The following is a 24,869-nucleotide window of genomic DNA, read 5'->3' on the forward strand; positions in this document are numbered from 1 at the left end:
GGCTTTTACGAGCAGCCCGACCCCCATCTAACTTCTTTGCTTCCGCTGAATTTTGAGGTGGGGGTCTTACTGCCTGTTAATGCGGGATAAAACTCTCGTAGTAAGTTGGGACACTGGAAACAGTGTCTTTTTTTAATAAATCATTAAAACATTTAAATAGAACGTGAAATACTCATTAAGGTTGCCACCATTCGTATGTTTTACTTTGTATGCAAGAAAGACGCAGTTAAAACATTTAGTGAACGAATATTTAGATAGTAATGTTTACAAATATAAAAATGCGGTTTCTCCGTTCTAGAGAAACCGCACCTTATTAAAGTTTTTATTAAATTTTAAACTGACTCGTATATAGATCAAAGTAAAAACCTTTATCTTCCATAAGAGATTCATGATTCCCTCTTTCCATAATACTTCCATCTTTTATAACAAGGATTTGATCTGCTTTTTCAATCGTTTTCAATCGATGAGCGATTACGAAACTTGTTCGACCTCTCATTAAATTTTTTAGTCCTTCTTGAATTTGTAATTCTGTTCTCGTATCAATATTAGATGTTGCTTCATCAAGAATTAATATATCTGCATCTGCTAAAATTGCCCGTGCAATCGCAAGAAGTTGTTTTTGTCCTTGACTTAAATTTGATCCTTCTGATGCAATTTTTGTTTCATATTGATTCGGCAAATGCTTTATAAAAGAATGCGCAGATGCTGCCTTAGCTGCATGAATTACTTCTTCATCGCTAGCATCTAATCGACCATAACGGATATTATCCATAATTGTCCCGGCAAATAAATACGTATCTTGTAAAACTACCCCTATTTTACTTCGTAACGAATTTATATCATAATCTTTTATATTTTTTCCATCGATATGAATTTGCCCTTGCTGTATATCGTAAAAGCGAGTTAGTAAATTAATGATTGTTGTTTTACCCGATCCTGTGGGACCAACTAAAGCAATTGTCTCCCCTGGCTGTGCTTTAAGACTCACTTCTTTTAAAATCATTTTATTTTCCTCATAACCGAATGTAACATTCTCAAGTCCAACATGTCCTTGTAAATTTTGTACCATGAACGCATCTTTTTTATTTTGGATTTCTGGTACTTCATCCATAATTTCAAAGACACGTTCTCCACCAGCAACCGCTGATTGAATCGTATTCATTAAAGTTGCGAATTGACTAAGCGGTCTTGAGAATTGACGAGAATAATTAATAAAAGCTGCAATGACACCTACTGTTGTCATTCCATTTAAAACCATTACTGATCCAGTCCCAATTACAAGCCCCATACCTAAGTTATTTATAAAGTTCATACTTGGAAAAATAAAAGCTGAAAATGTATCCGCCTTCGTAGCAGACATTCTGAGTTGTTCATTAATTTTATTGAAATTTTGTACAGTTTCTTTTTCTTTCCCGTATAACGTTGTAACATCCGCTCCAGTTATAGCTTCTTCAATAAAACCATTTAATTCTCCTAAGTCTTTTTGACGCTTTGCAAAGTTTTTACCACTATAAGCAACTAATTTTTTTGTAACGAAAAACATAATAGGTACTGTAATTAGTGTAACAATTGCTAAAATCCAATCTAATGCGAACATCGCAATTGTTACACCTATAAAGGTTAATGCTGATGAAATAATTTGTACAACACTTTGTGTTAACGCTTGATTCAAATTATCTATATCATTTGTCACACGACTCATTAAATCCCCTTGAGAACGTACATCAAAGAACCGTAAAGAAAGCGTTTGGATTTTCTCGAAAATATCTTGTCGTATTTTTTGTATCGTTTTTAATGCAACGTTAACCATAACAAATGTTTGTAACCATGTTAACAATACTGTTACACCATAAATCGCGATAAGTAACAAACACATTCTCGCCGTACCGCTTAAATCTTTCGGTACAATATATTGATCGATAATTACTCCCATTAAATACGGACCTAATAACCCAAGTAATGTCGTAATAAATACTAAAAATATAACGAACGTAAGAGCAGCCTTTTGATAGCCCATATAGTTCCATATTCTCATTACAGTTCCTTTTGTATTTTTAGCTTTACCCATCTTAGGCGCGTTACGCCCACCTTTATTTGCAAACTGCCCTTGGAAATTACGCATGTTCTTTCCCACCTTCTTTATATAAATTACCACCTTGGGAAAGATAGATTTCTTGATATATCTCACATTGTTCTAACAGCTCTTCATGTGTACCATCACCTACTAATTCACCGTTATCTAAAACGAGAATTTTATCAGCATCTATTATAGATGAAATTTTAGAGGAAATTAATAATGTTGTTGTTCCTTTATATTCTGTTCTTAATGCCGATTGAATGTTAGATACTGATTTAGCATCTACTGCAGATGTAGAATCATCTAATATAAGAATAGATGGCTTTCTCACAAGTGCCCTTGCAATTGATACACGTTGTTTTTGTCCGCCTGATAAATTCGTTGCACCTTGTGTTAAATGATATTGATATGAATCTTCTAGCTTATTAATAAACTCAGTCGCACAAGCTGCTGAAGCTGCTACTTCAAGTTCCTCCTTCGTTGCATCTTCTTTACCATAACGTAAGTTCTCTTCTATGCTACCTGAAAACAACAATGCCTTTTGAGGCACAAAGCCTATAGAAGCACGAAGTTTTTGTAAATCATACGCCTTAACATTTATTCCATCAATGCATATTTCACCTTGATCAACATCATATAAACGCGGTAACAGTTTTGCTAAAGTAGATTTACCACTCCCTGTAGAACCGATAATCCCTATCTTTTCACCTTTACATATGCGAAATGAAATATCTTTTAAAACATATTCATTATTTTTCGTATAACTATAACTAACATTTTTAAAGTCAATTTGCCCGTCAATTTTCTTAGGTACAAGCGCATTTGTTTCACTCTTAATATCAACCTCAGTATTTAAAACTTGCTGTACACGATCCGCGGACGGAAATGCTCGCGCGATTTGCATAAATACCATACTGATAGACATAAGTGACATTAAAATAATATTCAAATAGTTAATAAACGCTAATATAGCTCCTACTTGAAGCGTTCCATTAAATACTTTTTCTCCACCGATCCATAATGTTGCGACAATCCCGCCGCTTACAACTAACATAATGATTGGCATCATTAAAGAAATAAGCTGCACTGCTCGAATATTTATCTTCGTTAAATTTGTATTTACTTTTCCAAACTGAGTGATTTCATATTTTTGTCTTACATACGCTTTAATAACACGTACACCAGATAAATTTTCTTGCAACTTTGTATTCACTTTATCTAATGCTTCTTGCACTTTTTTGAACGTTCCGCTCGCTTTACTTGCAATAAATATAATCGCAAGCAATAAAATTGGAACGACTATGAGTAATATAGAAAATAACTCACGTGCTGTTACAAAAACAATTATTATACTTCCTATAAATAACAAAGGACCACGAACAAGAACACGTAATGTCATCGTCATCGCCGATTGAATTGAAGTAATATCATTTGTCACAATCGTTAATAATTTCCCAGTTCCAAATGAATCACGATTTTCACTAGAAAATGTTTCTATTTTCGCAAATACATCTTTTCGTATGTCTGTAGCGAAATTAACTGCTGCTTTTGTAGAATACATCATGCACCCAAGTCCTCCAACTAAACCGAGTGCTGCAGCTCCTATCATAAGAAGCCCCATTTTTATTACATAATTCAAATCACGGTTTGCTATCCCAACATCAATAATATGTTGCATAATAGTCGGTTGAATTAAGTCCATCGCAACCTCAAGTACCATAAATAGCGGTCCAATAATAGCGAAGAACATGTATGGTTTTAAATACTGTAATAACTTGCGAAATGATTTCATACATAATCTCCTTTTTCCTATGAAATTACCATTTAATAATTCATACCCTCCTTATTTAAACGATGTAGTTTGTAATTTCTTTCTTATTTCTATTATATTATGTAAATTAATATTTAACATTATTAAATGATAAGCATTTATGACTTTCTGGTCAATAAATGTGCTTTATATTACGCAAATAGAAAAACCGTATTCTTAAGTAGAAAGAATACGGTTTTTCATCTATATCTCTTCAATTGTAAAATCTAAAAACTCAGTCTCAAATCCATTGTTTTTAGAAGGACTACACGTGTAAAAACCTATTTTAACAGGTGCATTCCCTATATCCTCCATCAAATGAGCGATTCTTATTTGTTCCCATTGACAGCTTTTTTTTACATATATTATATAATCGCCACGTTTACGAACAATTCGAAAACGAAGTTGCTCGTTAGCTAATTCTGTTGGAAAGTCTTGTGTTGACCAATCAGAATATCCATTATTCGTTACGACAGCTCCTAAATGAGAAGGGCCATCTGGAATATACTCTAATGAAGTTTTCAACCAACACTTTTCTGAAATCATAACAAAAAGACCTGCTTGATCGTATTTTGAATTTGGATTCATACACAATTGTACTTCAGCTTGAAAGTCTGTCATCATTTCATTATAAAATACATGACCATTCATGACTTCAAAACCATAATGTGTTTTAAGCCAAAAATCTGTTTCTGCTTTCGAACGGACAATAAACGCCTGCTTGTCATTAATTTTATAATATTCAGGGACATTCATTATAGTGAGCTGCTCAACATGTTTAGGTATATATGATATATTCATAATTCCTCCATAATAAAACCTTTATACAAATATTTAAAACTCCGCTAATACTGGGAATTTATAACCTTTAAAATCTAACTCTTTATTACTTCGAACCATTAAATACTTACTAGACTGTAATTCTGTAAACTGTACATCCTCAATCCCTAATTGATCTGGAGAGAAGTAAAATTCGATTTCTGTAAACCTTTCGGCGATTTCCCCGCATATTTCATCTAAAACTGGAATTACTGGTGCAAATACTCCATATAATTTCAACTTTTCATTATCTACTTCATACACAATTAGAGCATCTAGTTTCTCTGAATAATACAATTTCTCATTCCATTCCGAATCATATATATTCAAATAAAACGAAGGGTGGAAGTTTAATGTTGAAAAATTATTTGAAAGTCTTTGGCTACTATCAATAGTTTCATGTATTAACTTTCTATCCTCTTCCATGTAATAATCTAACTTTCTAAGTAAAGAATCATTATTATTCTTTTTATTATATAGAATAGTCATTAAATACTCCTGCACAACTTTAAACCCAAATGATGCATATAGTTCAGGTTTTTCTGTAAACAATAATGTACATTCACATTTCTTATCGATTTCTTCTATCATTTTACTCATTAATTGTGTCATGAGTCCTTGTCTTCGAAAATTAGGGTGTGTCATTACCGATTGAATGCCCGCTGCATTTATTCTTTCACCATTTACTAGCAATGGTAGCGAAAATACCGCAACATTTGCAATCGCTTTATCATCATGTAAAAATGATAAAGCTTTGTATGTATCGTCCCAATAACCTCTCTCTGAAAAATCATTCAACGTTTGAATTGTAATTCCAAACACTTCTTCAAATAAAGGAAATAACTGCTCTCTTTTCGGTTCTGCTAAAAGAAGTTTTTTAAAAATTTCAACATTCCCCATGTTGTCCCTCCATACGTTAATTCCATCAAATTAGATTTAGTTATATGACCTGCTCTTAATGTAATAGGTCTTACCAATCAATATACTATCATAAAATATAAAAAAAGAGTCTAATTAATTTTATGTTTTGACTATTCGAAAATAAGTCGAATAAAAAAATATTAAGATTATCGAATATTAATAAGTTTATTATATAAAAATAGTGCTTTCTACTTCGTTTTTACTCATAGAAATACACTATTTATAAAAAAATATTTTTTATTATTTTTTTCCTTCTAGTCTCTCCTTCGTATTAATTTCTTCTCCCCTCATTCGCTTTTCAAATGTATTTCTCCAACTTGTAGAAAGCGCACGTACTTCTAAGACCCTTTTTAACCCTTCCATATTTTGTTTTTCCTTATGCATAATACGATTAGCAAATGCTACTGTAATACCTTTCGAATCAGACTTTATTAACTTTAATGTATTAACAGGTGATACCCAACCTTCTTCTAATACACGAAAATAAAACCCTGTATATCCTGTTTCTTGAAAATATAATGGTAACTTTGGAATATTGTATTTCTTTGCTAATTTAAAACAAGGTTGTCTTGGCTGCGTTACTTGCACAATTGCTTCTCCAATTTGAAATGTATCACCAATACAAACATTCTCTTCACGCATATCACTAATTGTTATATTTTCTCCGAATGCTCCATATACTAGACCTTGATTCAACTCCTTTTCCCAGTAGTCATAATGTTCCGCCGAATATACGCACACCGCTTTATCTACTCCGCCATGATGAACCAAATCCGCCTGGCCATCCCCATTAAATTTCACAAAGGATAAAAACACCGGTTCCTTTACTTGTTTTTTATTTATACCTGTATGAATTACCTTTCCGCCGTATGTAACCTCTTTTGGCAACCCTATATTTAAAGATAATAATTGATATTCATTACCCATTATATTTCCTCCTTTAAAGGTGTAACATGACTTTTCATTCTCAATTTTGTTTTCACTATTACCTCTGTAATATAAAGTTGATTATAAAACCCAGAAAATCATTGTTCAATCCAATTATTTATATAATAATGATAGGTATAACCTATCATTACACTTGAGGTGATTCCAATCGAATTACGACAACTTGAATATTTTTTAGCTGTTTCAAAAGAATTGCATTTCACAAAAGCAGCTGAGAAACTAAATATTTCACAACCTTCTCTCAGTCAGCAAATACGTGCATTAGAACATGAAGTAGGAGTGCCGCTTTTCGATCGCATTGGTAAAAAAATATCTTTAACTGATGCAGGAAGGATTTTATTATTACATAGTAAAACCATTTTTCATGAAATCGAACAAGCTCGTTCTGCTATTCAAGATTTAAACGGATTACAGCAAGGTACCTTAACAATTGGTTCTTTGTTAACCGTCGTAAATTACTTACTACCACCAGCTATTTTAAATTTCAATCATTTATATCCCAATATAGAACTTTCTGTATTAGGGCTTCGCACCGGAGATATTCGTGAAAAATTATTACAAAATGAACTAGACATTGGCATTACATTTCTCCCAGTGCAAGATAAGGAGATTATTTCTATCCCCTTATACAAAAGTGAACTTACATTAGTCGTACCAACCGGTCATCGATTAGCTGAACGTAATCATGTATCTATTGCTGAATTACAGAACTCCCCTTTCATTCTTTTACCTAAAAATTTCTTTTTAACCGAACTATTTACATCTCATTGTCAAAAATTCAACTTTAAACCAAAACCAATTTTAGAAATTAGTACGATGGAATCTTTAATCCAAATGGTTTCAAAAGGAATGGGAATTACAGCGTTACCAAAACCATATATAGACTTTTTACAAAATAAAAACATTCGAGCTATTAAAATAGAAAATCCTACTCCAACAATAGAAATAGGACTTATTTATAGAAAAGATAAATATATGTGTGCTGCAACTCGAGAGTTTATTGAGCAACTAAAAAGAACGGTGCATTCTTTACAAAGCTAAACGAACAAAAGAGATGATCCTATGAACCCGTTTCACAACGACTTAGTAGAATCATCTCTTTTCAAAACAAAATATTTAAACTCATATAAATGTCAATGTACCTTTTTAGATATTGGAATATATTTCGTAAAATATGCTCCATCTAGCAATAAAACAATTGAAATGAACCAAATAAAAATCCCGCTAAAGTTAAACCAATATGCAAACAAATTTAAGATTGCTAATGTAAAGAAACAAATTGAAGTTAACGCACTCTTCAATCCTTTTACCCCTGCTTTTTTTCTTTTTTCATAAGTAATATACATTGAAACGGCAACAAATAAGATAAGAACAATCGGTAATATAACTTTTAGCAATGGCATTCCCTCCCGTATGTAGGTCTTACTATTACCATATTACCCCATTTCTCTTTTTGGAATCAATTAATAACGTTCTTCCCTCCAAAAGTCAGCATACGTTTTATTTTTTAAGTTCACATTCACCTTAGAAAACGGAAGACTTTCTCCAACTTTCAATGAGTACCAGTCGTTAAAAAGTGGAGATCCAAAACAAATATTCATTGTACGATTATGTAAATCAAATAAGACAGAATGTAAGGTTCCAAACCATTCTTCATAATTGTGTACTGTCAGCCCAGTAGGATACTCTTTTTCTACTAATCCTTTTAAAGACTCCATACTCACCAGTTCACTTTCATTTAAATATTCATACAATGTGTGATATCTGTTTGTTGATTGTTCTAATCTTCTATTATTCAATTTTTGAATAGGTAAACTAATCGCATGGTTTGTTGATACGATAAAATCATGACTTTCCTCATCAATTGTGGTTATGGATTTATACCCGTCAAATATTTCAATACGCGCTGCGTCTAGAGAATCCGCCACAATTAGATTAATATTACTTGCAATTGGCATTTCATCTATTAGTAATTTCGCCTCCTGCACATTTTTACATTTCTCCAATAATACTCGAATTACTGCAAAACATTGTAAACCACTTACCGCTGGCTTTCGTAAACCTTCAATATTTCCTACTGGCTGACCGCATGCTGAAAATGTAACAGATAACCCATGCTCGTTAACCCCTTCTGTTCGGCCAAAATATTGAGTAGAAAAGCCACTATGCACATATGCACCTTCAACATGCGTCGAGCAAAAACGCATATCATCTATTTTTGGAGACAAATCATAATTTCTTAGTACATATGTGTGCTTTGCATCTGTTTTTTTAGGTAACACGACACAATGACTACATCCTGCTTTTAATAATGTTTGATAATAATACATCATATGTTTAGCAGGAATTTTCAATACTTCACAAAAACCTTCAATTTCTTCATTAATTCCAGGACTATATTGATGTAATATATTTCTAGATTCTGTCCAATAGTTATCTGATACTATATGTTCTTGTTGTATGAATTGCGGAATAAGATATGGATGATTTTTCACAAACTCTCCTTGTTGCTTTCCGATATCATAATAACTTCCTTTTAATGATGAAAAATACCCCTTTACTTCATACATCACATTTCCCCCTCGCATTGATTATATCCATATCATACCAAATGAATTTTATTCATTCTTGATGTTTTTTACTATCCTCCTTAACACCATCCCATTTAAAAATCTCTTCTAATAATTATTTGATAGAAATCTAGACACTTGTTACTATTACCGTAATAGCTTTATTTCAAAATAAAGTAGTTTAATATTAAATGAGCAAAATTCTATATTGAGTCCACTTATAAGTAATCAATTAATTATTGTAATAAAAACTTATTTTACAGTACAAAAGGAGAACATATTTATGAGCAATTGCAAACCGATTGCTGAACTAACAATTGAAGATTTGAAACAAAACCCTATATGGGAATGGGCAATAGATGAAGAAGAAAACGAAGAATATGATGAAACATGGGTGAAACCAGCGGCAACAACTAACTTTACAGAAGAGCTAAACGGTTCAATAGTACTAGGCGAATTATTCTTACATAATGATGAAAAATTCCCTATGATGTGCGAAATTGATATAGAACATGAAGAGGTATTAATTAGATCTGTTGTTTACTATAATGAAACAGAAGGTGAGTATATTGCTTTAGAAGATGTAGTAAAAACGCTTGAACTACCTGTAACAATTCATATAAATCTTACTATTAATAAAGAACCTAAAACGTTAATATTTCCCGCGAATAAGATAGATATTTATAAAAACTCTATAAAAACTAATTTATATTAAATTTCCACAAAAGTAAGAACTAGGAATCTATAGTTTCCTAGTTCTTATAGTACTTGTTTAATTCTATACTAAATAATACCTTCCTCTACCAACGTTTCTGCAATTTGAACTGAGTTCCAAGCAGCACCTTTTAATAAATTATCGGAAACAATCCAAAGATGGAACCCTTTTGGCGTATCAGGGTCTTTTCTAATTCTCCCGACAAATGTGTCTATTTTCCCTTCTGCATATAACGGCATTGGATACAGCTGTGCATTAGGATTATCTTGTAATATAACACCTGGTGCATCTAGCAGTACTTCTCTTATTTCTGCAACGGTAGCTTCTTTTTCAAGCTCAATATAAACAGATTCTGAATGTCCTGAAACAACTGGAACACGCACACAAGTTGCTGCCATTTTCAAGTTTTGATCCTCCAAAATTTTCTTCGTTTCTTGAATCATTTTTACTTCTTCAAATGTATAATCATTATCTGTAAATATATCTACTTGTGGCAGTACATTAAATGCAATTGGATAATGCTTTTTATCTTTTTTCACAGGTAATATCGTACTCTTAACCTCTTCAACTGCAAGCATTGACTTAGCCTGTTCTTTTAATTCTTGAATTGCATGAATTCCTGATCCTGATACAGCTTGATACGTTGAAACGATAATTCGTTCTACACCAAATGATTTTCGTATTGGCTAAAGAGCTGTTACCATCTGTAATGCTGAACAATTCGGAACTGCTATGATACCGTTATGCTCCTTTAATGCGTGAGCATTTACTTCTGGAACAACGAGTGGTACATCACGCGCCATTCGGTATTCACTCGTATTGTCAATTACGATTGCACCACTAGACACTGCATGATTAACAAATTGTTTAGAAACTTCTCCTCCTGCACTAAAAAAGGCAATATCTACCCCTTCAAAGCTAGTTGCTTTTGCCTCTTGTATTATTATCTCTCGTCCTTTGAATTGAACTACCTTGCCAGCGGATCGTTTTGACGAAAGTAATGTCACTTTAACTATATTAAATTTAGTTTCTTTTTCTAACAGTTCAATAATTTTCTGTCCTACTGCACCTGTAGCACCAACTACAGCTACATGATAGCCCTTTTTGATCATCATTTCTCCTCCAATATAACTTAAATGAATCTTTCTATAATTTCATTTTATAAAGAATTTAATCATTTGGAAAATTGAAATATGTGATATAATCATTCACAAATCATGATAATAAAAGAGGGATCGCTTATGGAAATGAGACATGTTAAAACTTTTTGTGCCATCGTTAAGTATGGTAATTTTTCTAAAGCAGCTCATGCGTTAGGTTATGCGCAATCTACTGTAACAGCGCATATGAAAGCATTAGAAAACGATTTACACCTCCCTCTTTTTGATCGATTAGGGAAAAAAGTACTTCTTACAAAAGCAGGTCATCAATTTCATCCTTATGCCCTAGAGTTACTTGCTATTTATGAAAAAGCACAAGAAATCCCTCAAAATAGTGATAATTTAGAGGGAACATTAAGTATTACATCTAACGAATCATTAGCAGTGTACCGATTACCACAATTATTACATACTTACAAACAGGAAAATCCGAAAGTAAATATCGTACTGGAAACAACTACAAACAAACAAGCACTGAATAAGCTGCGTGAAGGAGAATCAGATGTTATTTTCATAATTGGAGAAAGTATGGAACATAATGATTTTATTACGCGTACTTTTTGTAATGAGACATTTGGATGGATTTTACCTCCCCATTACTCTACACACTCGAATCCATTTTGTTTATTAAATGATACTCAATTTATCTTTACAGAACAAAGCTGCGGCTATAGACCGATGGTAGATCGTTTTTTACGTCAAAGCGGAAATATTCCAGCTAAAACATTTGAAACTTCCAACGTTGAAGTCATTAAACAATCTGTCATGTGTGAGTTAGGAATTTCAATTCTTCCTTACATCGTTGTACAAGAAAGTTGTGAAAAAGAGCAACTCTATTTTCATCCTATTGAAACACCAGCAATTATTCAAAGCCATGTAATCTATCATAAATCTAGATGGATTTCACCCGTTTTACAATCGTTTCTTTCCTTACTAGAGAAAAACTAAAAAGTGCACACAAAAAAGAGTAACTGCCTAAAAAGCAATTACTCTCCTCCAACATTATCTTATTTATTAGTCTGTCCCCCGCCTGCAATTAATTTACTGCCTGAATAGGTACCTTTTTGCATAAACACTTGATTAATTAATTCTTTTTGTTCCGCTTCTGACATTACTCCTTTACCTTCACCTAAATTCCCGCTTTGTAGTTTCCAAACCTTATTGTGATCCGCGTCCATCTTTTCATATTTCCCTTGTTTCCACCTCTCTAAAATGTCTGCATATGTATTTCCTTGTACAAGATCATTACTCTTTACAATATCAAGCAAACTTTCAATTCGTTCTTGTGTAATAAAAATATAACCCCACTTTTGATCAGCTTTCGTTTTTTGATGTGCCATTTCATGTAATGCTGTCTGTATATTTTCATCTGTCCATTTAAAATTTTTATTAAAACCACTATTCGGTAATGAATGATTGCCATTTTCTAAAAGCTTTGCATCTTCAGCTTTTACATTGCTATCAGCTAGTACTTCTGCAGCCGGCGCGGCTGGTGATACCTTTTTCGCAGCTGGTTTACTATTATTCAAATAATACAGCATACCATATGTTACACCTACGCCAATTACCGCCATACCAGCTATAATACCTATTATTTTAAATAATGTTTTCATCTTGCTTGTTTCCTCCCACATGCCCCATTCATAATAATCTGTTTATCAAAAACAGATATAGCATCTCTTTTTTTCACAACCTACCGTAATTTATTTTTTCATACTATTTTACATAAACATAACTTTCACTTTCTAAAAATATAGCAACTCCATCCTCATCATTACTTTTAGCAATAAATTTAGCGACTGTCTTTAATTCCTCAACAGCGTTGCTCATCGCTACACCAATCCCACACTTCTCTATCATTTCCATATCATTGTAGTCATCTCCAAAGGCAATTACTTCAGAGACGTCTCGATTTAAGTGCTGTAGAACATGTTGAATACTATTCCATTTTGAAACATCTGCATGCATAATTTGACATAATGTCCCGTCATCTGTAATTACCGCCTTGCATTCACGAGGCAATTCTTTAATGAACTCCTTGTTTATTGAGCTTTTAGTACAAATAATTGCTTTAGAAGCTTTTTCAAAGTTTAACTCTCTTACATCCATAATTTCACATGGTACATTACCAAAATAATCAGTAACATCAAAATTTGAATACAACTTATCACCTATTTCAAGACAAATCTCATGAAGATGATACTTTTTTGCTATTTCTATAATTTCTAAAATGTTATTTTTAGAAATCTTCATTTCATATAAAATATCATTACCTTTAAGAACTAAAGCCCCGTTATAACAAATTATAATCTCACTCTTTAACACGTTGGGGATATACTGTTTTATAGCTCTTGGTGGCCTTGCTGTAGCAAAAATCAATTCGTCTCCATTATTTTTGCATTCCCTTAAAATATTTATAGATTTCTCTGAAATTGTTTTATCACTTCTTAATAAAGTCCCATCAAGATCTGAAATAATAATCTTTTTCATACTTACGTTAATTCCCCTTTCACAAATAATAACTTAAAAAATTAATTATTCGTTGAATTAACTGAGCTTTTGTAGGTAGTTAATCTTTACCTACTTTTTTCTCAATTCCATTTCAAGTCTCATTTTCATTTATTACATAGTCTCTATTTCCTCAACCACATATATATTTCCTCATATTATATTTCTTTTCTTTATAAATTGAAAGATTATTCTGTAAAAATTCCCCATCTTTTTCAAATGCACATCCACCTCTAAGCATTTCGTTTTAAATTCATAAAAATATATGCTAGCCTACATATAAAGGAGATGAATAAATATGAGTTTATTGTATAGCGGTTTAACTTTTTTAAACTTTGATGATACATACTTATTACAAAATATACTTCATTCTTATTCACATGAAGATATTGATTTTAGTTATTTAGAGCACGCAAACCTGTATTGCGAGCCTCCTTCTTTAATGCGGATAAAACAGGAGTTAAACCGTAGAAAGCAAAAAGGAGTCACTTTTATCGGTTCTGGAAATTATCATTATGTATCTTATTTACTACTAAAAGAAATAGTTGAGCCATTTACCCTTATTTTATTTGATCATCACACTGACATGAACTTAAAAGAAGAAAAGGAACATACTCTTATTTCTTGCGGGTCATGGGTATCGTTCGCTCTTCAAAATAACCCGAAATTAAAGAAAGTAATTATGATTGGACCTTCTTCTTTAACAATTCATTCCAATGATTATTCATGCGTAGAAGTGTTCCCAATAGATACGTCAAACGAAGTATCTACACATACAATACTTTCGCATATTCATACAAGCACTATATATGTAAGCATCGATAAAGATGTTTTAGACTCAAAAGTAACTATTACGAATTGGGATCAAGGGCAAATGAAACTCTCTACACTTTTAAAATGCATTCATTCTCTTATTAAGAATAAAAATGTCTATGGTATCGATATTTGTGGGGAACTACCCGTTTACCCTTCTCAGCTCTTTCTAGCTAAATATAAAAATGCTATTAAAAAAAATGAAAAAGCAAACTTACAAATTTTAAATTCAATATATAATACATAAAAACAACGAGCGCCTTATAAGGCGCTCGTTGTTTTTATGCACGTTGTTCTTTTAACCATTTCGTAATCGCATCTAACCTCGAAACATCAAAACGGCTCTCTTCACACACATGTAAACAGTTCAAACTATTTACAATTTCTAATTCATTCGATTTTACACTTTTCGCGTCAATCATTTTGCAGTACCCGTCTGTAACGGTATTTAAATTTTCATAATAACGTTGAAACGATTTTGATATATGTAAATGTTTTTCAAAGTTTCTTCTTCTTTTTGTCTCGTCAGATTCTTTCCGTTTTCTCAGTTCTTCATTATTTGTATATAAATAAAAATATTGATCAGGAAAACCAATTTCCTTATTGATCAGCTTTTCTTTATAAAAGTTTTCTATTAAAGATAATGGCTGATCAAATATTTCAAAATGGAAACACCAATTATAACTAAGTGGCTGATAAATATCGCCATCAAGTATTACTAATTCATATTGCTTTGACTTCTGCACTGCTCTTTTCCAGCGCTCTACTTGCTTTTCAAGATACCATGTTCTATGTTCGTTTTTTGGTCTTTCAAATAATACATTCACTTCAGGTATAATGTAAGCACCATAATTTTTTTCTAACTCACGACACGTAGTGCTCTTACCAACCGCACTTGCTCCCTCAAACGCTATAATCCCCATAATTTCTCCCACCTTCATTAAGTTAATCTCTTTGCTTCACTTTTCTCCCCCATAACTGTCTCCATAAAACAATTGAAGCGATCGAAAGCAATATTGTCGTTATGATACTCCCCTCAATCCCGAACGAACCTCCATGAAGGAATTCCGATCCGTTTGTGACAGGTTTAAAAAGTGGTGTAGAATACATTGTCATTCCACTAACTGCAAAACCAAATACGTTATATTGTGCCCAATTCCAAATGGAATGCCATGCACATATCCCCCAAAGACTACTGTCTTTCAAAACGTAAAAAGCTGCAAATACACCAACTAATATTATATTCGATATTGAAAGAATTGTAATACCTGGATTTAGTAAATGAAGAAAACCAAATAAAAAAGAAGTAACAACAATCCCAATCCATATACGACTTCTAACGGAAAGGACTGGAAATAACCAGCCTCGAACAACGATTTCTTCTGTTGCGCCTTGTATTAAAAAAGCAACTAAAGATCCTGCAATTCCAAGTATGGCAGTCGGTGTAATTCTTTGCATTTCTAGTTGTACATTTCCTGTTATTAAAAGTAGCAAGACTGGTATTGAAATGAAAAGAAAACCTAATAATGCACCTCTCAAATATTTTCTAATCCACTCGTTTCTCCAAAAGCCAATGGATAAAATTGATCTTTTCTCTACCAATCTAATCCATAAAAAAACAAAAAATATAGCCCCGCCAAACGTCAATATCATCTCAATATCACTATAAATCGCCTTCATTAAAAGTGTTTTTGCTTTCGGCAAAAACAGCATAAATAACATAAACAATTCACCTAAAGTTAAAAATACAATTGCAAGTATAACAGCGAATACAGGATGAACTTTTCTTCTGCCTTCTTTAGCTGCTTCAATTATTTTAAATTGAGTAAATTGCAATATTCTCGCCTCCATAACAAATATATCAATACTATATATCGTTTCTATAATACAAAGTTCCAAAAAATGTTCTCTGTTTAGCATAAAACCAAATTAGGCATAATATATAAATAAAAGAGATGACTTTGTGCGTTTTACTATTATCACCAAGATTATTCACTGGTATTACCAGCACTTGCTATTTCTCACCATTTGTTGTAAGATAGTAATTAAGGTCAATTTAACAATATATTTTCTTTGCATATTATCAAGTATCAATCAGGAACATTTTATACTCCTTATGGGTTTTTGATAATATGTGAACTTTTATTTTTCATTCAAATAAGGCCGATCATATTGTAATCTTTTTAAATTTTAGGAGGCATTACCATGACATTAACAGGTAAAGTAAAATGGTTTAACAGCGAAAAAGGTTTCGGTTTCATCGAAGTTGAAGGCGGTAACGACGTATTCGTTCACTTCTCAGCTATCACTGGCGACGGCTTCAAATCTCTTGACGAAGGTCAAGAAGTTAGCTTCGAAGTTGAAGACGGTAACCGTGGACCTCAAGCTAAAAACGTTGTAAAGCTATAATTCAAACAATAAAAAGGTTGTTACCAGCACGGTTAACAACCTTTTTAATATATAACTAAAATTTTTTACATAAAAGGAGTGGTTACATGTATCGCAATCGAAAGAACGATGTAGCAGAAGTACCACCAGAACAAACCCCTGTTTGGGAATGTGAAGCAGAGGATTGTTTAGGATGGATGAGAAAGAACTTTTCATTTGAAGAAGAGCCTAAATGCCCTTTATGTAAAAGTAGCATGAAAAGCGGAGAACGTTTATTACCTAAGTTAGGTTAACTTTTACTTAACCCCTCTTTTAAAAGAGGGGTTTTTTGTTATAAATTTATTTCCTCTACATCCGTTCGAACTATAGAATACAGCAGTGCATCATGTTGCTTATTTCCTTGATGAATATATCCACGTAATAGCCCTTCCTTATGAAAGCCTATTTTAGATAACATTTTACAAGAAGTAACATTTTCAGGGTATGTAATAGCTCCAATTCTAAATAAGCCTAAATCTTGAAATCCATAACGAATAATTTCCCCGGCCGCTTCTGAAGCATAACCATTCCCCCAATAATGAGGATGTAAATCATATCCAATTTCAGATCGTTTACTCCATAGTTGTAAATTATTTAACCCAATTGTACCTACTAAAGTATTTGTTTCTTTTAATACAATCCCCCATCGTATCGCCTTTTTCTCGAAATAATTTTTTGAAAAAGATTCAATCATACGTGAAGCTTGTCCAAACTCTGTAAAAGAATTCATACCGTAATAACATGTTACCTCATCCAACGAAAAGATTTCATATATTTTTTGACAATAAGATTGTTCTATTTCAACTAAACGCAAACGTTCAGTTTCTAATATAGGAAATGCCATAGAATCATTCCTTTCTTTCTACTCATTCATTATAGCAGAAAAAATATTTTAAATTAGGAAAGTCCTTAATGTCCCATTAATCAAATATTTCAAGAGAAGCTTATTCTCTTAATTCAATACGAACTAAGAGTAACCCTTCTTACTTTTATATGACTAGAGAATAAAGAGATAATCAAAATACTATGATCATCTCTTTATTCTCTAGTTTTAAAATTAATTGTATTATTTCCATCACTCCGCTCCTAATAATATGTCTTATAAATTCGAATCCTTGCTCACTTTTCCCTTCTAAAACAACACCCTAACCCATACATTTATGGTAAAATATAGTTATAACTTTATTGCGGAGGTGTAAATTTTCTATGTATATATTCATCGGCTTATCCCTCTTGCTCATATTACTCATATTTTTATTTGCAAAAAATTCGTCCCCAACTCATTCATGATGACTAGTTTTAAAGGTAATAGCTTTAAAACATTTTCAATCAGCATTTTAATCGCCGCCACTCTTTCACTTTCCTACGGAATCTATCACGCAGCAACATATCAACCTAAACATTTAGATATCGAAGTTCAAAATCAAAACTTTACTGTTTTCGGTAATATTGGAGAACTTGGATATTTCTCAGAAGAGTTACTAAAAAAAGATACAGCAGTTGAACTACATTTTGTCTCTTGGCAACAAATACAATTAAATAATCCAGAAATAATAGTAAACTATCCTTCAGGTAAACAAGAATCATGGAAACCGAACATAGTATTGCTTCCTGCTAATACATTAAAAGAGAAACACGGTATAAAAGAACTTTATCAACTCTCACCCTATTCATTTAAAGAGTCCGGAAATATAACATTAACGATTACTGAGAATAATACAACTAATAAAAAAATCTCCATTCAAGTGAAATAAAGTGAAACTTTAATCAGTGGGGTCTTACTGCCCATTAAAGTGGGATAAATAAAATGTCCCTTCAGTATATTGGAGGGACATTTTATTTATATATGTATTCTATTTTGACGGTTCCTTTAATGTTGCAATTATTTCATTTGCAGTGTTCTTTCCATTTCCAATACATGCACCAATTCCGACACCGTAATATGAAGCGCCAGCTAAGTATACATTCGAATAAAGATCCGTCATTTTTTTTTGTAATGTTTGAACCGCTTGGTTATGTTCTAAATGATATTTCGGCATTAAATCTTTCCAATTTGTAACTTCAACTACTTCTGGTTCACCTTTAATTCCAAGACTCTTTTCAATATCATATAAAGCGACTCGTACCAATTCTTCTTCACTATAATTTTTAATCGTTTCATATACTGGATTGGTACTCTTATAAAACATTCGTACTAATAACTTTTGTTTTTTAGATGTATGTTTCCACTTCCGGCTTGTCCATGTACAAGCATCACAATGCAAATCACTATTTTCCGTTACGATAAATCCTGTGCCGTCCGCTGGTAATTGTTCATCTAGTATGTCAAATCCTAAGTAAATGCTTATAAGAGATGAGTTTTTAAATGTATGAAACTGCTCATTTAACTCATTACACTGTAATAAAGATTCTGCGATATCATGCGGAGCTGCCAAGACAACATAATCAGCTTGGATTGATTCATGATTTGCAAAGGAAATTTCATAGTGATCACCTTGTTTTCTTACAGCTGTCGTTACAGTACCTTTCTTAACAACTGTCTCAGTCAGCACTTCTTCTAAACGATCGATAATCGTAGATAGTCCACCTTTAAATGATACGAATTTTTTGTTTCCTGCTGATTGAAACTGTTTTTTATTCTCTTCAAAACCTTTAATAATACTTCCATATTTATTTTTATAATCCAGTAAATACGGTAATGTCGATGCCATAGTAAGTTCATTCAATTTACCAGAATATACACCTGAAAGCACCGGAGCAATTTGTCTTTCCACTAATTCTTTCCCTAAAAAGCTTTCTAAAAATACAGCAAGTGAAGTATCTTTTGTAAACTCTTTATTTTTCGTTATGAAATCTTTTAAAGCAACAATCTTCCCTTTTGTTGATACTAACGTACTGCTAAACAATGATCGGGCACTCATCGGTATCCCAAATATAGTATCTGAAGGGATTGGATGTAAAATATTATCAGAATATATGTAAGAAATACCCGTTTCATTATACACCATTTCTTCTTCTAAATTTAAATCTTTTACAAGTGGCATAACATGTTCATTACGAGCAACAATAGAATCTGCTCCTGATTCCATAATAAAATCCTTTTCTTCTACACTATGGATTTTACCACCTAAGTACTCTTCTTTTTCTACAAGGATTAAATTTAAATCGATATTATTATCCTTTTTCAATTTTTCTAAATAAAACATAGTAGAAAGTCCCGTTATACCTCCACCGATAACCACAACTGTTTTCATATGTGCTGCGCTCCTAACCGATACAATTAATAATTCCTTTCTTATTATACCCAAAAGTCCTTATATTCGACTAGCAGCTTGCGTATTCTGTAAGAAATTAGACAATATATTCGAATAGATTTCCGGTTGATCATTATGTACTAAATGACCAGCAAACGGAATAACAGCAATATGAATATTGTCGTTTAATTGTTTGAACGTTGTAGCAGCTACAACTTCATCTTCTGAATCTCCCCCAGCAATACAAAGTGTAGGTACTTGAAGATTAGCTACATCACCAGTTTCGTCGAATGGGTACCAATCTTTAACTTGCCACGATTCAAGCAATGCTTTCCAATCACTTTTTTCATGAATTTGATTCATATAAGTTACAACCTCTTCATTTTCCATCAATTGCTGATGACACTTCGCTTCATACTCCTGAGACTCCTCCCAATTTTCTCTCTTAACTGGAAAGATACCTGAAAAAGTTAATGTTTTCACTCTATCTGGATAGTTTTTTGCAAATAGTAAAGCGATTAATCCTCCCAGTGAAACACCAGCTATATGACATTTATCAATTCGTAAATGCATTAACGTATCATGTAAATCCTTTACGGAACTTAGAAAATAATTCTCCAATGTCCCCCCTGACTTTCCATGCCCTCTTAAATCAGGACGAATGACTTGATAATTTTTTTCTCGAAAAAATGCTACCTGCTCTTCATATTCTACTAAACCTGTCATACCACCAGAGTGTAAAAGCACAATTGGTTCTCCTTCGCCTGAAATGTACGTATGTAATATCATGTATCCCTCTCCCCTAAAACAGAATATTCTATCTATTATTAGTATATAGAATATACATTTGAATTTCCAAATAAAAAAGAACTATAACATTTTCACATCATGTCATAGTTCTTTCTATTTTAAAAACATAAAGTAATTAATCAATTTGTCTATTTCTTGACTTAATGCCAATACTTTTTCATGTTGAATTCCGTAATCCGATACTAAATATAAAAGTTCTTCTTTCTTTATTTCAATTACTTTTTCCAATTTCACTAATTCCATGTCGTTTTACTTCTCTCTCCAATACTAAAATGTATGTATTTTAGTATAGCCTATTTACAGAATTAGTAAAAGTAAAATACGTATGTAAAATCTTACAAATATAAAAATAATATACTATCAACAAAAAACTAACTCTTTTTCCAATTCATTAGACATCATTACGTATGAATAACAAATCGGAATTTCTCTAATGTTATATCTTTATATTTTGGAGCCCTCTTAATATGATCAAAATAACTAAATGAAAATTTAAAGACATGTCCGAAATGTGCATGCCAAATATCATTTGTTTGTTTTTTACATTGAGCAATAATTGAAAGACCACCTTTCTATCCTCCGTAATAAAAATCACTTTATACTCATCCTAAAGATGGTGTCAATACAAATAAAATATGATTAGATTCATCACTTTTATTCAAAAAACGATGTTTTACATTTGGCGGAATACGTACAACATCACCTTCTTCTAAAAAATATTCTTTTCCTTCTAACTCCACATACACTTCCCCTTTCATAACAACAGCAATCTCTTCCTTATCTTCATGTGAATAGTGACTTTCCGTTGTTTTTGCTTGTTTATTTAAATCCATCATTAACATTTCAATACGCGCCTTCATAAAATCCGGTGTTAATACATCATATACAATGTGATCATTATTTTCCCGATATACTTTTTTTCGATCTTTTTTCTTAGATATGAGAGAATCTGTATCAATCTCATTAATAAAAAGTGTAAATAGTGGAACATTTAATGCTTTCGCAATTAATTCCAATACACTTAAAGAAGGATTCGCATTTCCTCGTTCAATTTGACTAATTAATGAAGTACTAATCCCTGCATAATTAGCAAATTCTCGAATTGTCATATTATTTTTCTTACGATAACTTAATACAGTTTGTCCAATTCTATCATGTATCATAGTAAAACTTCCTTTCGTCCATCATATTGCATCTTTCATTGCCTTTGTGCTGACATAGTAAACAAAGGCAAATAATTCTTTCCTATCGCCTCAAGGACTTATATACTTACTTTTGTACATTATATCGCATTAAGTTCATTATAATAAACATTGTATCGGAGGAACAAACTGTGAAATCACCTATTCATTCATATTTCATCTTATTTTTCGGCGTATTCGCCTTATCAACTTCAGCGATTTTTGTAAAATTAGCCGATGCTCCTGCGGCTATCATTGCTTTTTATCGCTTATTCTTTGCTGCACTAATTCTGTTACCCTTGTTACTTTTTAATAAAAATAATCGAAGCGAGCTAAAAACAGTAACAAGGAGACAATGGGGATTCGGATTCATATCTGGCTTATTTTTGGCAGCACATTATGTACTTTGGTTTGAATCCTTACAATATACTTCTGTAGCAAGTTCTACAGTTATCGTAACGTTACAACCTTTATTTTCAATGGTTGGCGGTTATTTTCTATTTAAAGAGAGATTTACGAAAGGCGCAGTTATTGGTTGCCTCATCGCTATTTCTGGAAGTATCATCATTGGATGGCAAGACTTCCAAAGTAGCGGAGAAGCTTTATACGGAGATATTTTAGCGTTTATTGCGGCCGGAATTATTACAGCTTACTTTTTCATTAGCCAACATGTTCGTAAAGATGTATCACTTATACCATATTCGGTAATTAGTTATGGAAGTAGCGCCTGTTTTCTTGGTATATTTGCTTACATGCAGCAAGAATCTTTCATCCATTACTCTGCTCAAACTTGGTTGTGTTTTATTGGCTTAGCGTTTGTTGCAACAATTTTAGGTCAAACAATATTCAATTGGTTATTAAAATGGATGAGCGCTACTGTTATCTCTATGAGCATTTTAGGAGAAACGATTGGAACTTGTATACTAGCGTACTTTATATTAAACGAAACGATTTCTTTACAACAAGGACTAGGCATTGCAGTTATTTTTATTGGTTTAGCATTATTTTTAATGCAACCAAAACTGCCGAATCGCAACTAACAAAAAAAGCATGACAGTATAATGTCATGCTTTTCACTATCCATTATGTACAATTAAACCATCAGGTCTAAAACGACTCATCATAATTTCATTAATAAACTTTCCGTGAGCCTTCAAATTCCCTATCTTTACTCCCTCTTCTACAAATCCAAATTTTTCATATAGCGACTTCGCTTTCGAATTTGTTTCTAAAACACCTAGTTCCACTCGCTCTAGCATTAGCCAATTATCAGCCAAATCAAGCATTTTTGTAAGAAGCGCTTTTCCAATGCCTTTATTATGATATTCACTATCTACCCCTATAAACAAATCCCCTGAATGAGATCTACGTCCAGGGCTTTGGGTTAATCCAACAAATCCAACAACTTCTCCATCATACTCTGCAACAAATTCAAATTGATTTGGCGCTAAATTACGAATTCTATTTTCCATTGCCTCTACACGCATGCTAGGTAAGAAAATCATATAAGGTAAAACATCATCTTGTATGCATATACGATGAATTGCTCTAGCATCTTGAATTTCTACCGCTCTTACTTTGATCCCCATAATTTCTTCCCTCCATATTCATTACAGTACAGTTTTCTTTCCATTCTAGACCTCTAGGTGAAATTCCTTCTCTTCTATGTTTCTTTATGTTATTTTTACACAATTATTTCAGTGTATCATCTGATTTACGAACGCCTTATCTAAACCAATTACAGGTTAACTTTTTACTTTATTATATAACTCAAGTAGATTTTCAACTGGAATACCATTTATTTTCATACCGGATATATCACAATTTTCTATTTCAATATTTTTCAGATTACTATTACTAATCGTACTACCTTCTAAATCACATCTATTAAATGAAATAGGATCTTTATCTTCTCCGAGACTTGTATCTTTAAATTGAACTCCACCTAAAGTCACAAAATCAAATTTACTACCAGAAAGATTTAAATCTGCATATGAAGAATTTCTAAAATTTATATTTCTAAAATTTGATTGACTCACATTACAATTACTCATCTTCATATTCATCATATCGCTACCAACAAAAGAACCGTTTTTTAAATTCACTTGATAATACTCTGTATTTGCAAGATTACAGTTTTCGTATTGGCTATTTTTCATATCTTTATTTTTTATTAGGTTCTCTTCAGCTGACTCTACAGTTATTCTTTTTACATAACAATACTCATCTTCAGATTTAAAAGTTATTTCATAGCCCATTTTTTTATAAAAATGATGATTATTAAGTTGTCTACTAGATGTTTCGAGATCCCAAATCCTTATGCTTGGATATTCCTCTTCTATTAATTTAATAACATGTGATCCAATTCCTTTTCCTTGATAAACAGGATCTACAAAAATACGATCAATTCGACCGTATGACTTACCGGAGTTTGTAACTATAATTCCCCCGATTATTTTTTCATCCATTATCACTTTGTAACAATCCAGCTCTTCAATCGAATATTTCATCATTTCTACTGAAGAATAGCCAGGTGGTTGGATGTTATAGTCAATACCATTACCTTGACCGCATAGCCATCGTTTTGCTTCTTCATCAAATGTTTTTGTCATTATTTCTGTTAACTTTTCAGCATCTAAAATTGTAGCTTTTTCTATAGATATTATTGTCATTTTTGTTTTCCCCTTCATTGTTACAAGATAAGAAGTTTTACGCAATATATAGTTACAAAATAAAGAAAATTAAAATTAATAACTATATTTACTATTAAACTACATATCAACCTATATTTTCCACTGTTACTTCGTATTAATAAAGTGAAACTTTAATCAGTGGAGGTTTTGTTCATCCCCCACT

At 32.2% G+C, this 24,869-nt stretch carries 25 protein-coding genes and 2 pseudogenes; 8 read left to right on the forward strand and 19 right to left on the reverse strand.

Annotation, left to right across the window (positions count from 1 at the left end):
* Positions 1-325: 325 nt before the first annotated feature.
* The 5 genes from COL05_RS21320 to COL05_RS21340 form a co-directional block, all read right to left on the reverse strand.
* Positions 326-2,122 (reverse strand): ABC transporter ATP-binding protein, encoded by a 1,797-nt coding sequence (locus tag COL05_RS21320; RefSeq protein WP_098670049.1) that lies wholly within the window; start codon positions 2,120-2,122, stop codon positions 326-328.
* Positions 2,115-3,869, reverse strand: a complete 1,755-nt coding sequence (locus COL05_RS21325; RefSeq protein WP_098670050.1) for an ABC transporter ATP-binding protein — start codon at positions 3,867-3,869, stop codon at positions 2,115-2,117. The genes COL05_RS21320 and COL05_RS21325 overlap by 8 nt, the downstream gene beginning before the upstream one ends.
* Before the next feature lie 222 nt (positions 3,870-4,091).
* Positions 4,092-4,688, reverse strand: coding sequence for a DUF1349 domain-containing protein (locus COL05_RS21330; RefSeq protein WP_098670051.1), 597 nt, complete (start codon positions 4,686-4,688; stop codon positions 4,092-4,094).
* A 33-nt stretch (positions 4,689-4,721) separates the two neighbouring features.
* Positions 4,722-5,606, reverse strand: a complete 885-nt coding sequence (locus COL05_RS21335; RefSeq protein ID WP_098670052.1) for a GNAT family N-acetyltransferase — start codon at positions 5,604-5,606, stop codon at positions 4,722-4,724.
* A 261-nt stretch (positions 5,607-5,867) separates the two neighbouring features.
* A complete protein-coding gene (locus COL05_RS21340) occupies positions 5,868-6,554 on the reverse strand; it encodes an MOSC domain-containing protein (RefSeq protein WP_098670053.1) in 687 nt (228 codons plus the stop codon).
* Between the two features lie 159 nt (positions 6,555-6,713).
* Between COL05_RS21340 and COL05_RS21345 the strand changes: the two genes are divergently transcribed.
* Entirely contained in the window at positions 6,714-7,616 is a 903-nt protein-coding gene (locus COL05_RS21345; RefSeq protein ID WP_098670054.1) for a LysR family transcriptional regulator, read from the forward strand.
* Positions 7,617-7,708: 92 nt separating this feature from the next.
* On the opposite strand, the gene COL05_RS21350 is transcribed toward COL05_RS21345, so the two are convergent.
* Both COL05_RS21350 and COL05_RS21355 read right to left on the reverse strand, forming a co-directional pair.
* Positions 7,709-7,972: a hypothetical protein gene (locus tag COL05_RS21350; RefSeq protein ID WP_142337608.1), complete on the reverse strand. Its 264-nt coding sequence runs from the start codon at positions 7,970-7,972 to the stop codon at positions 7,709-7,711.
* Positions 7,973-8,038: 66 nt separating this feature from the next.
* Complete coding sequence (locus COL05_RS21355) at positions 8,039-9,145, reverse strand: C45 family autoproteolytic acyltransferase/hydrolase (protein WP_098670056.1); 1,107 nt, start codon at positions 9,143-9,145, stop codon at positions 8,039-8,041.
* A gap of 283 nt (positions 9,146-9,428) precedes the next feature.
* Here COL05_RS21355 and COL05_RS21360 point away from each other — a divergent pair, with 283 nt between their 5' ends.
* Positions 9,429-9,860, forward strand: coding sequence for a hypothetical protein (locus tag COL05_RS21360; protein WP_098670057.1), 432 nt, complete (start codon positions 9,429-9,431; stop codon positions 9,858-9,860).
* A 68-nt stretch (positions 9,861-9,928) separates the two neighbouring features.
* Here COL05_RS21360 and COL05_RS21365 read toward each other — a convergent pair.
* Positions 9,929-10,972: pseudogene (locus tag COL05_RS21365) on the reverse strand (aspartate-semialdehyde dehydrogenase).
* A gap of 129 nt (positions 10,973-11,101) precedes the next feature.
* Here COL05_RS21365 and COL05_RS21370 point away from each other — a divergent pair.
* Entirely contained in the window at positions 11,102-11,968 is an 867-nt protein-coding gene (locus COL05_RS21370) for a LysR family transcriptional regulator (RefSeq protein WP_098670058.1), read from the forward strand.
* A gap of 59 nt (positions 11,969-12,027) precedes the next feature.
* On the opposite strand, the gene COL05_RS21375 is transcribed toward COL05_RS21370, so the two are convergent.
* Positions 12,028-12,633, reverse strand: coding sequence for a PRK06770 family protein (locus COL05_RS21375; protein ID WP_098670059.1), 606 nt, complete (start codon positions 12,631-12,633; stop codon positions 12,028-12,030).
* A gap of 103 nt (positions 12,634-12,736) precedes the next feature.
* Positions 12,737-13,510, reverse strand: coding sequence for an HAD family hydrolase (locus COL05_RS21380; RefSeq protein WP_098670060.1), 774 nt, complete (start codon positions 13,508-13,510; stop codon positions 12,737-12,739).
* 316 nt (positions 13,511-13,826) lie between these two features.
* Here COL05_RS21380 and COL05_RS21385 point away from each other — a divergent pair, with 316 nt between their 5' ends.
* Positions 13,827-14,588: an arginase family protein gene (locus COL05_RS21385; RefSeq protein WP_098670061.1), complete on the forward strand. Its 762-nt coding sequence runs from the start codon at positions 13,827-13,829 to the stop codon at positions 14,586-14,588.
* Positions 14,589-14,622: 34 nt separating this feature from the next.
* Here COL05_RS21385 and COL05_RS21390 read toward each other — a convergent pair whose 3' ends face one another.
* Both COL05_RS21390 and COL05_RS21395 read right to left on the reverse strand, forming a co-directional pair.
* Positions 14,623-15,264 carry a nucleoside/nucleotide kinase family protein gene (locus tag COL05_RS21390; RefSeq protein WP_098670062.1) on the reverse strand — a complete coding sequence of 214 codons (642 nt, stop codon included), beginning with the start codon at positions 15,262-15,264 and terminating at the stop codon, positions 14,623-14,625.
* Positions 15,265-15,286: 22 nt separating this feature from the next.
* A complete protein-coding gene (locus COL05_RS21395; protein ID WP_098670063.1) occupies positions 15,287-16,177 on the reverse strand; it encodes a CPBP family intramembrane glutamic endopeptidase in 891 nt (296 codons plus the stop codon).
* Between the two features lie 369 nt (positions 16,178-16,546).
* Here COL05_RS21395 and cspD point away from each other — a divergent pair, with 369 nt between their 5' ends.
* Positions 16,547-16,750 carry a cold-shock protein CspD gene (cspD, locus tag COL05_RS21400; RefSeq protein ID WP_000176368.1) on the forward strand — a complete coding sequence of 68 codons (204 nt, stop codon included), beginning with the start codon at positions 16,547-16,549 and terminating at the stop codon, positions 16,748-16,750.
* Between the two features lie 86 nt (positions 16,751-16,836).
* Positions 16,837-17,022, forward strand: coding sequence for a cold-shock protein (locus tag COL05_RS21405; protein ID WP_000286198.1), 186 nt, complete (start codon positions 16,837-16,839; stop codon positions 17,020-17,022).
* A gap of 38 nt (positions 17,023-17,060) precedes the next feature.
* On the opposite strand, the gene COL05_RS21410 is transcribed toward COL05_RS21405, so the two are convergent.
* Positions 17,061-17,612: a GNAT family N-acetyltransferase gene (locus COL05_RS21410; protein ID WP_098670064.1), complete on the reverse strand. Its 552-nt coding sequence runs from the start codon at positions 17,610-17,612 to the stop codon at positions 17,061-17,063.
* Positions 17,613-17,974: 362 nt separating this feature from the next.
* On the opposite strand from COL05_RS21410, the pseudogene COL05_RS21415 reads away from it, so the two are divergent.
* Positions 17,975-18,522: pseudogene (locus COL05_RS21415) on the forward strand (hypothetical protein).
* 99 nt (positions 18,523-18,621) lie between these two features.
* Here the strand turns inward: COL05_RS21415 and COL05_RS21420 are convergent.
* The 4 genes from COL05_RS21420 to COL05_RS21435 all read right to left on the reverse strand — a co-directional run bounded on the left by COL05_RS21420 (position 18,622) and on the right by COL05_RS21435 (position 21,995).
* Entirely contained in the window at positions 18,622-20,022 is a 1,401-nt protein-coding gene (locus tag COL05_RS21420; protein WP_098670066.1) for a protoporphyrinogen oxidase, read from the reverse strand.
* A gap of 60 nt (positions 20,023-20,082) precedes the next feature.
* A complete protein-coding gene (locus COL05_RS21425; protein WP_098670067.1) occupies positions 20,083-20,811 on the reverse strand; it encodes an alpha/beta fold hydrolase in 729 nt (242 codons plus the stop codon).
* A gap of 114 nt (positions 20,812-20,925) precedes the next feature.
* The gene (locus COL05_RS21430; RefSeq protein WP_000424361.1) at positions 20,926-21,075 is read right to left on the reverse strand and encodes an aspartyl-phosphate phosphatase Spo0E family protein; all 150 of its coding nucleotides are present in this window, start codon (positions 21,073-21,075) and stop codon (positions 20,926-20,928) included.
* Positions 21,076-21,434: 359 nt separating this feature from the next.
* On the reverse strand, positions 21,435-21,995 hold the full coding sequence (locus COL05_RS21435) for a helix-turn-helix domain-containing protein (protein ID WP_098670068.1): 561 nt from the start codon (positions 21,993-21,995) through the stop codon (positions 21,435-21,437).
* 170 nt (positions 21,996-22,165) lie between these two features.
* On the opposite strand from COL05_RS21435, the gene COL05_RS21440 reads away from it, so the two are divergent.
* Complete coding sequence (locus tag COL05_RS21440) at positions 22,166-23,053, forward strand: DMT family transporter (protein ID WP_098670069.1); 888 nt, start codon at positions 22,166-22,168, stop codon at positions 23,051-23,053.
* 36 nt (positions 23,054-23,089) lie between these two features.
* On the opposite strand, the gene COL05_RS21445 is transcribed toward COL05_RS21440, so the two are convergent.
* Both COL05_RS21445 and COL05_RS21450 read right to left on the reverse strand, forming a co-directional pair.
* On the reverse strand, positions 23,090-23,602 hold the full coding sequence (locus COL05_RS21445; RefSeq protein ID WP_098670070.1) for a GNAT family N-acetyltransferase: 513 nt from the start codon (positions 23,600-23,602) through the stop codon (positions 23,090-23,092).
* 156 nt (positions 23,603-23,758) lie between these two features.
* Positions 23,759-24,685 carry a GNAT family N-acetyltransferase gene (locus COL05_RS21450; protein ID WP_098670071.1) on the reverse strand — a complete coding sequence of 309 codons (927 nt, stop codon included), beginning with the start codon at positions 24,683-24,685 and terminating at the stop codon, positions 23,759-23,761.
* Positions 24,686-24,869 lie beyond the last annotated feature (184 nt).

The organism is Bacillus sp. AFS059628 (genome assembly GCF_002571225.1).
In the GTDB taxonomy this organism is placed as follows: domain Bacteria; phylum Bacillota; class Bacilli; order Bacillales; family Bacillaceae_G; genus Bacillus_A.

Bases quoted from the DNA above. Each gene is read 5' to 3' on its own strand.
- COL05_RS21320 (WP_098670049.1), bottom strand. From the start codon at position 2,122: ATGCGTAATTTCCAAGGGCAGTTTGCAAATAAAGGTGGGCGTAACGCG.
- COL05_RS21325 (WP_098670050.1), bottom strand. From the start codon at position 3,869: ATGAAATCATTTCGCAAGTTATTACAGTATTTAAAACCATACATGTTC.
- COL05_RS21330 (WP_098670051.1), bottom strand. From the start codon at position 4,688: ATGAATATATCATATATACCTAAACATGTTGAGCAGCTCACTATAATG.
- COL05_RS21335 (WP_098670052.1), bottom strand. From the start codon at position 5,606: ATGGGGAATGTTGAAATTTTTAAAAAACTTCTTTTAGCAGAACCGAAA.
- COL05_RS21340 (WP_098670053.1), bottom strand. From the start codon at position 6,554: ATGGGTAATGAATATCAATTATTATCTTTAAATATAGGGTTGCCAAAA.
- COL05_RS21355 (WP_098670056.1), bottom strand. From the start codon at position 9,145: ATGTATGAAGTAAAGGGGTATTTTTCATCATTAAAAGGAAGTTATTAT.
- COL05_RS21360 (WP_098670057.1), top strand. From the start codon at position 9,429: ATGAGCAATTGCAAACCGATTGCTGAACTAACAATTGAAGATTTGAAA.
- COL05_RS21370 (WP_098670058.1), top strand. From the start codon at position 11,102: ATGGAAATGAGACATGTTAAAACTTTTTGTGCCATCGTTAAGTATGGT.
- COL05_RS21375 (WP_098670059.1), bottom strand. From the start codon at position 12,633: ATGAAAACATTATTTAAAATAATAGGTATTATAGCTGGTATGGCGGTA.
- COL05_RS21380 (WP_098670060.1), bottom strand. From the start codon at position 13,510: ATGAAAAAGATTATTATTTCAGATCTTGATGGGACTTTATTAAGAAGT.
- COL05_RS21385 (WP_098670061.1), top strand. From the start codon at position 13,827: ATGAGTTTATTGTATAGCGGTTTAACTTTTTTAAACTTTGATGATACA.
- COL05_RS21390 (WP_098670062.1), bottom strand. From the start codon at position 15,264: ATGGGGATTATAGCGTTTGAGGGAGCAAGTGCGGTTGGTAAGAGCACT.
- cspD (WP_000176368.1), top strand. From the start codon at position 16,547: ATGACATTAACAGGTAAAGTAAAATGGTTTAACAGCGAAAAAGGTTTC.
- COL05_RS21405 (WP_000286198.1), top strand. From the start codon at position 16,837: ATGTATCGCAATCGAAAGAACGATGTAGCAGAAGTACCACCAGAACAA.
- COL05_RS21410 (WP_098670064.1), bottom strand. From the start codon at position 17,612: ATGGCATTTCCTATATTAGAAACTGAACGTTTGCGTTTAGTTGAAATA.
- COL05_RS21420 (WP_098670066.1), bottom strand. From the start codon at position 20,022: ATGAAAACAGTTGTGGTTATCGGTGGAGGTATAACGGGACTTTCTACT.
- COL05_RS21425 (WP_098670067.1), bottom strand. From the start codon at position 20,811: ATGATATTACATACGTACATTTCAGGCGAAGGAGAACCAATTGTGCTT.
- COL05_RS21430 (WP_000424361.1), bottom strand. From the start codon at position 21,075: ATGGAATTAGTGAAATTGGAAAAAGTAATTGAAATAAAGAAAGAAGAA.
- COL05_RS21435 (WP_098670068.1), bottom strand. From the start codon at position 21,995: ATGATACATGATAGAATTGGACAAACTGTATTAAGTTATCGTAAGAAA.
- COL05_RS21445 (WP_098670070.1), bottom strand. From the start codon at position 23,602: ATGGGGATCAAAGTAAGAGCGGTAGAAATTCAAGATGCTAGAGCAATT.
- COL05_RS21450 (WP_098670071.1), bottom strand. From the start codon at position 24,685: ATGACAATAATATCTATAGAAAAAGCTACAATTTTAGATGCTGAAAAG.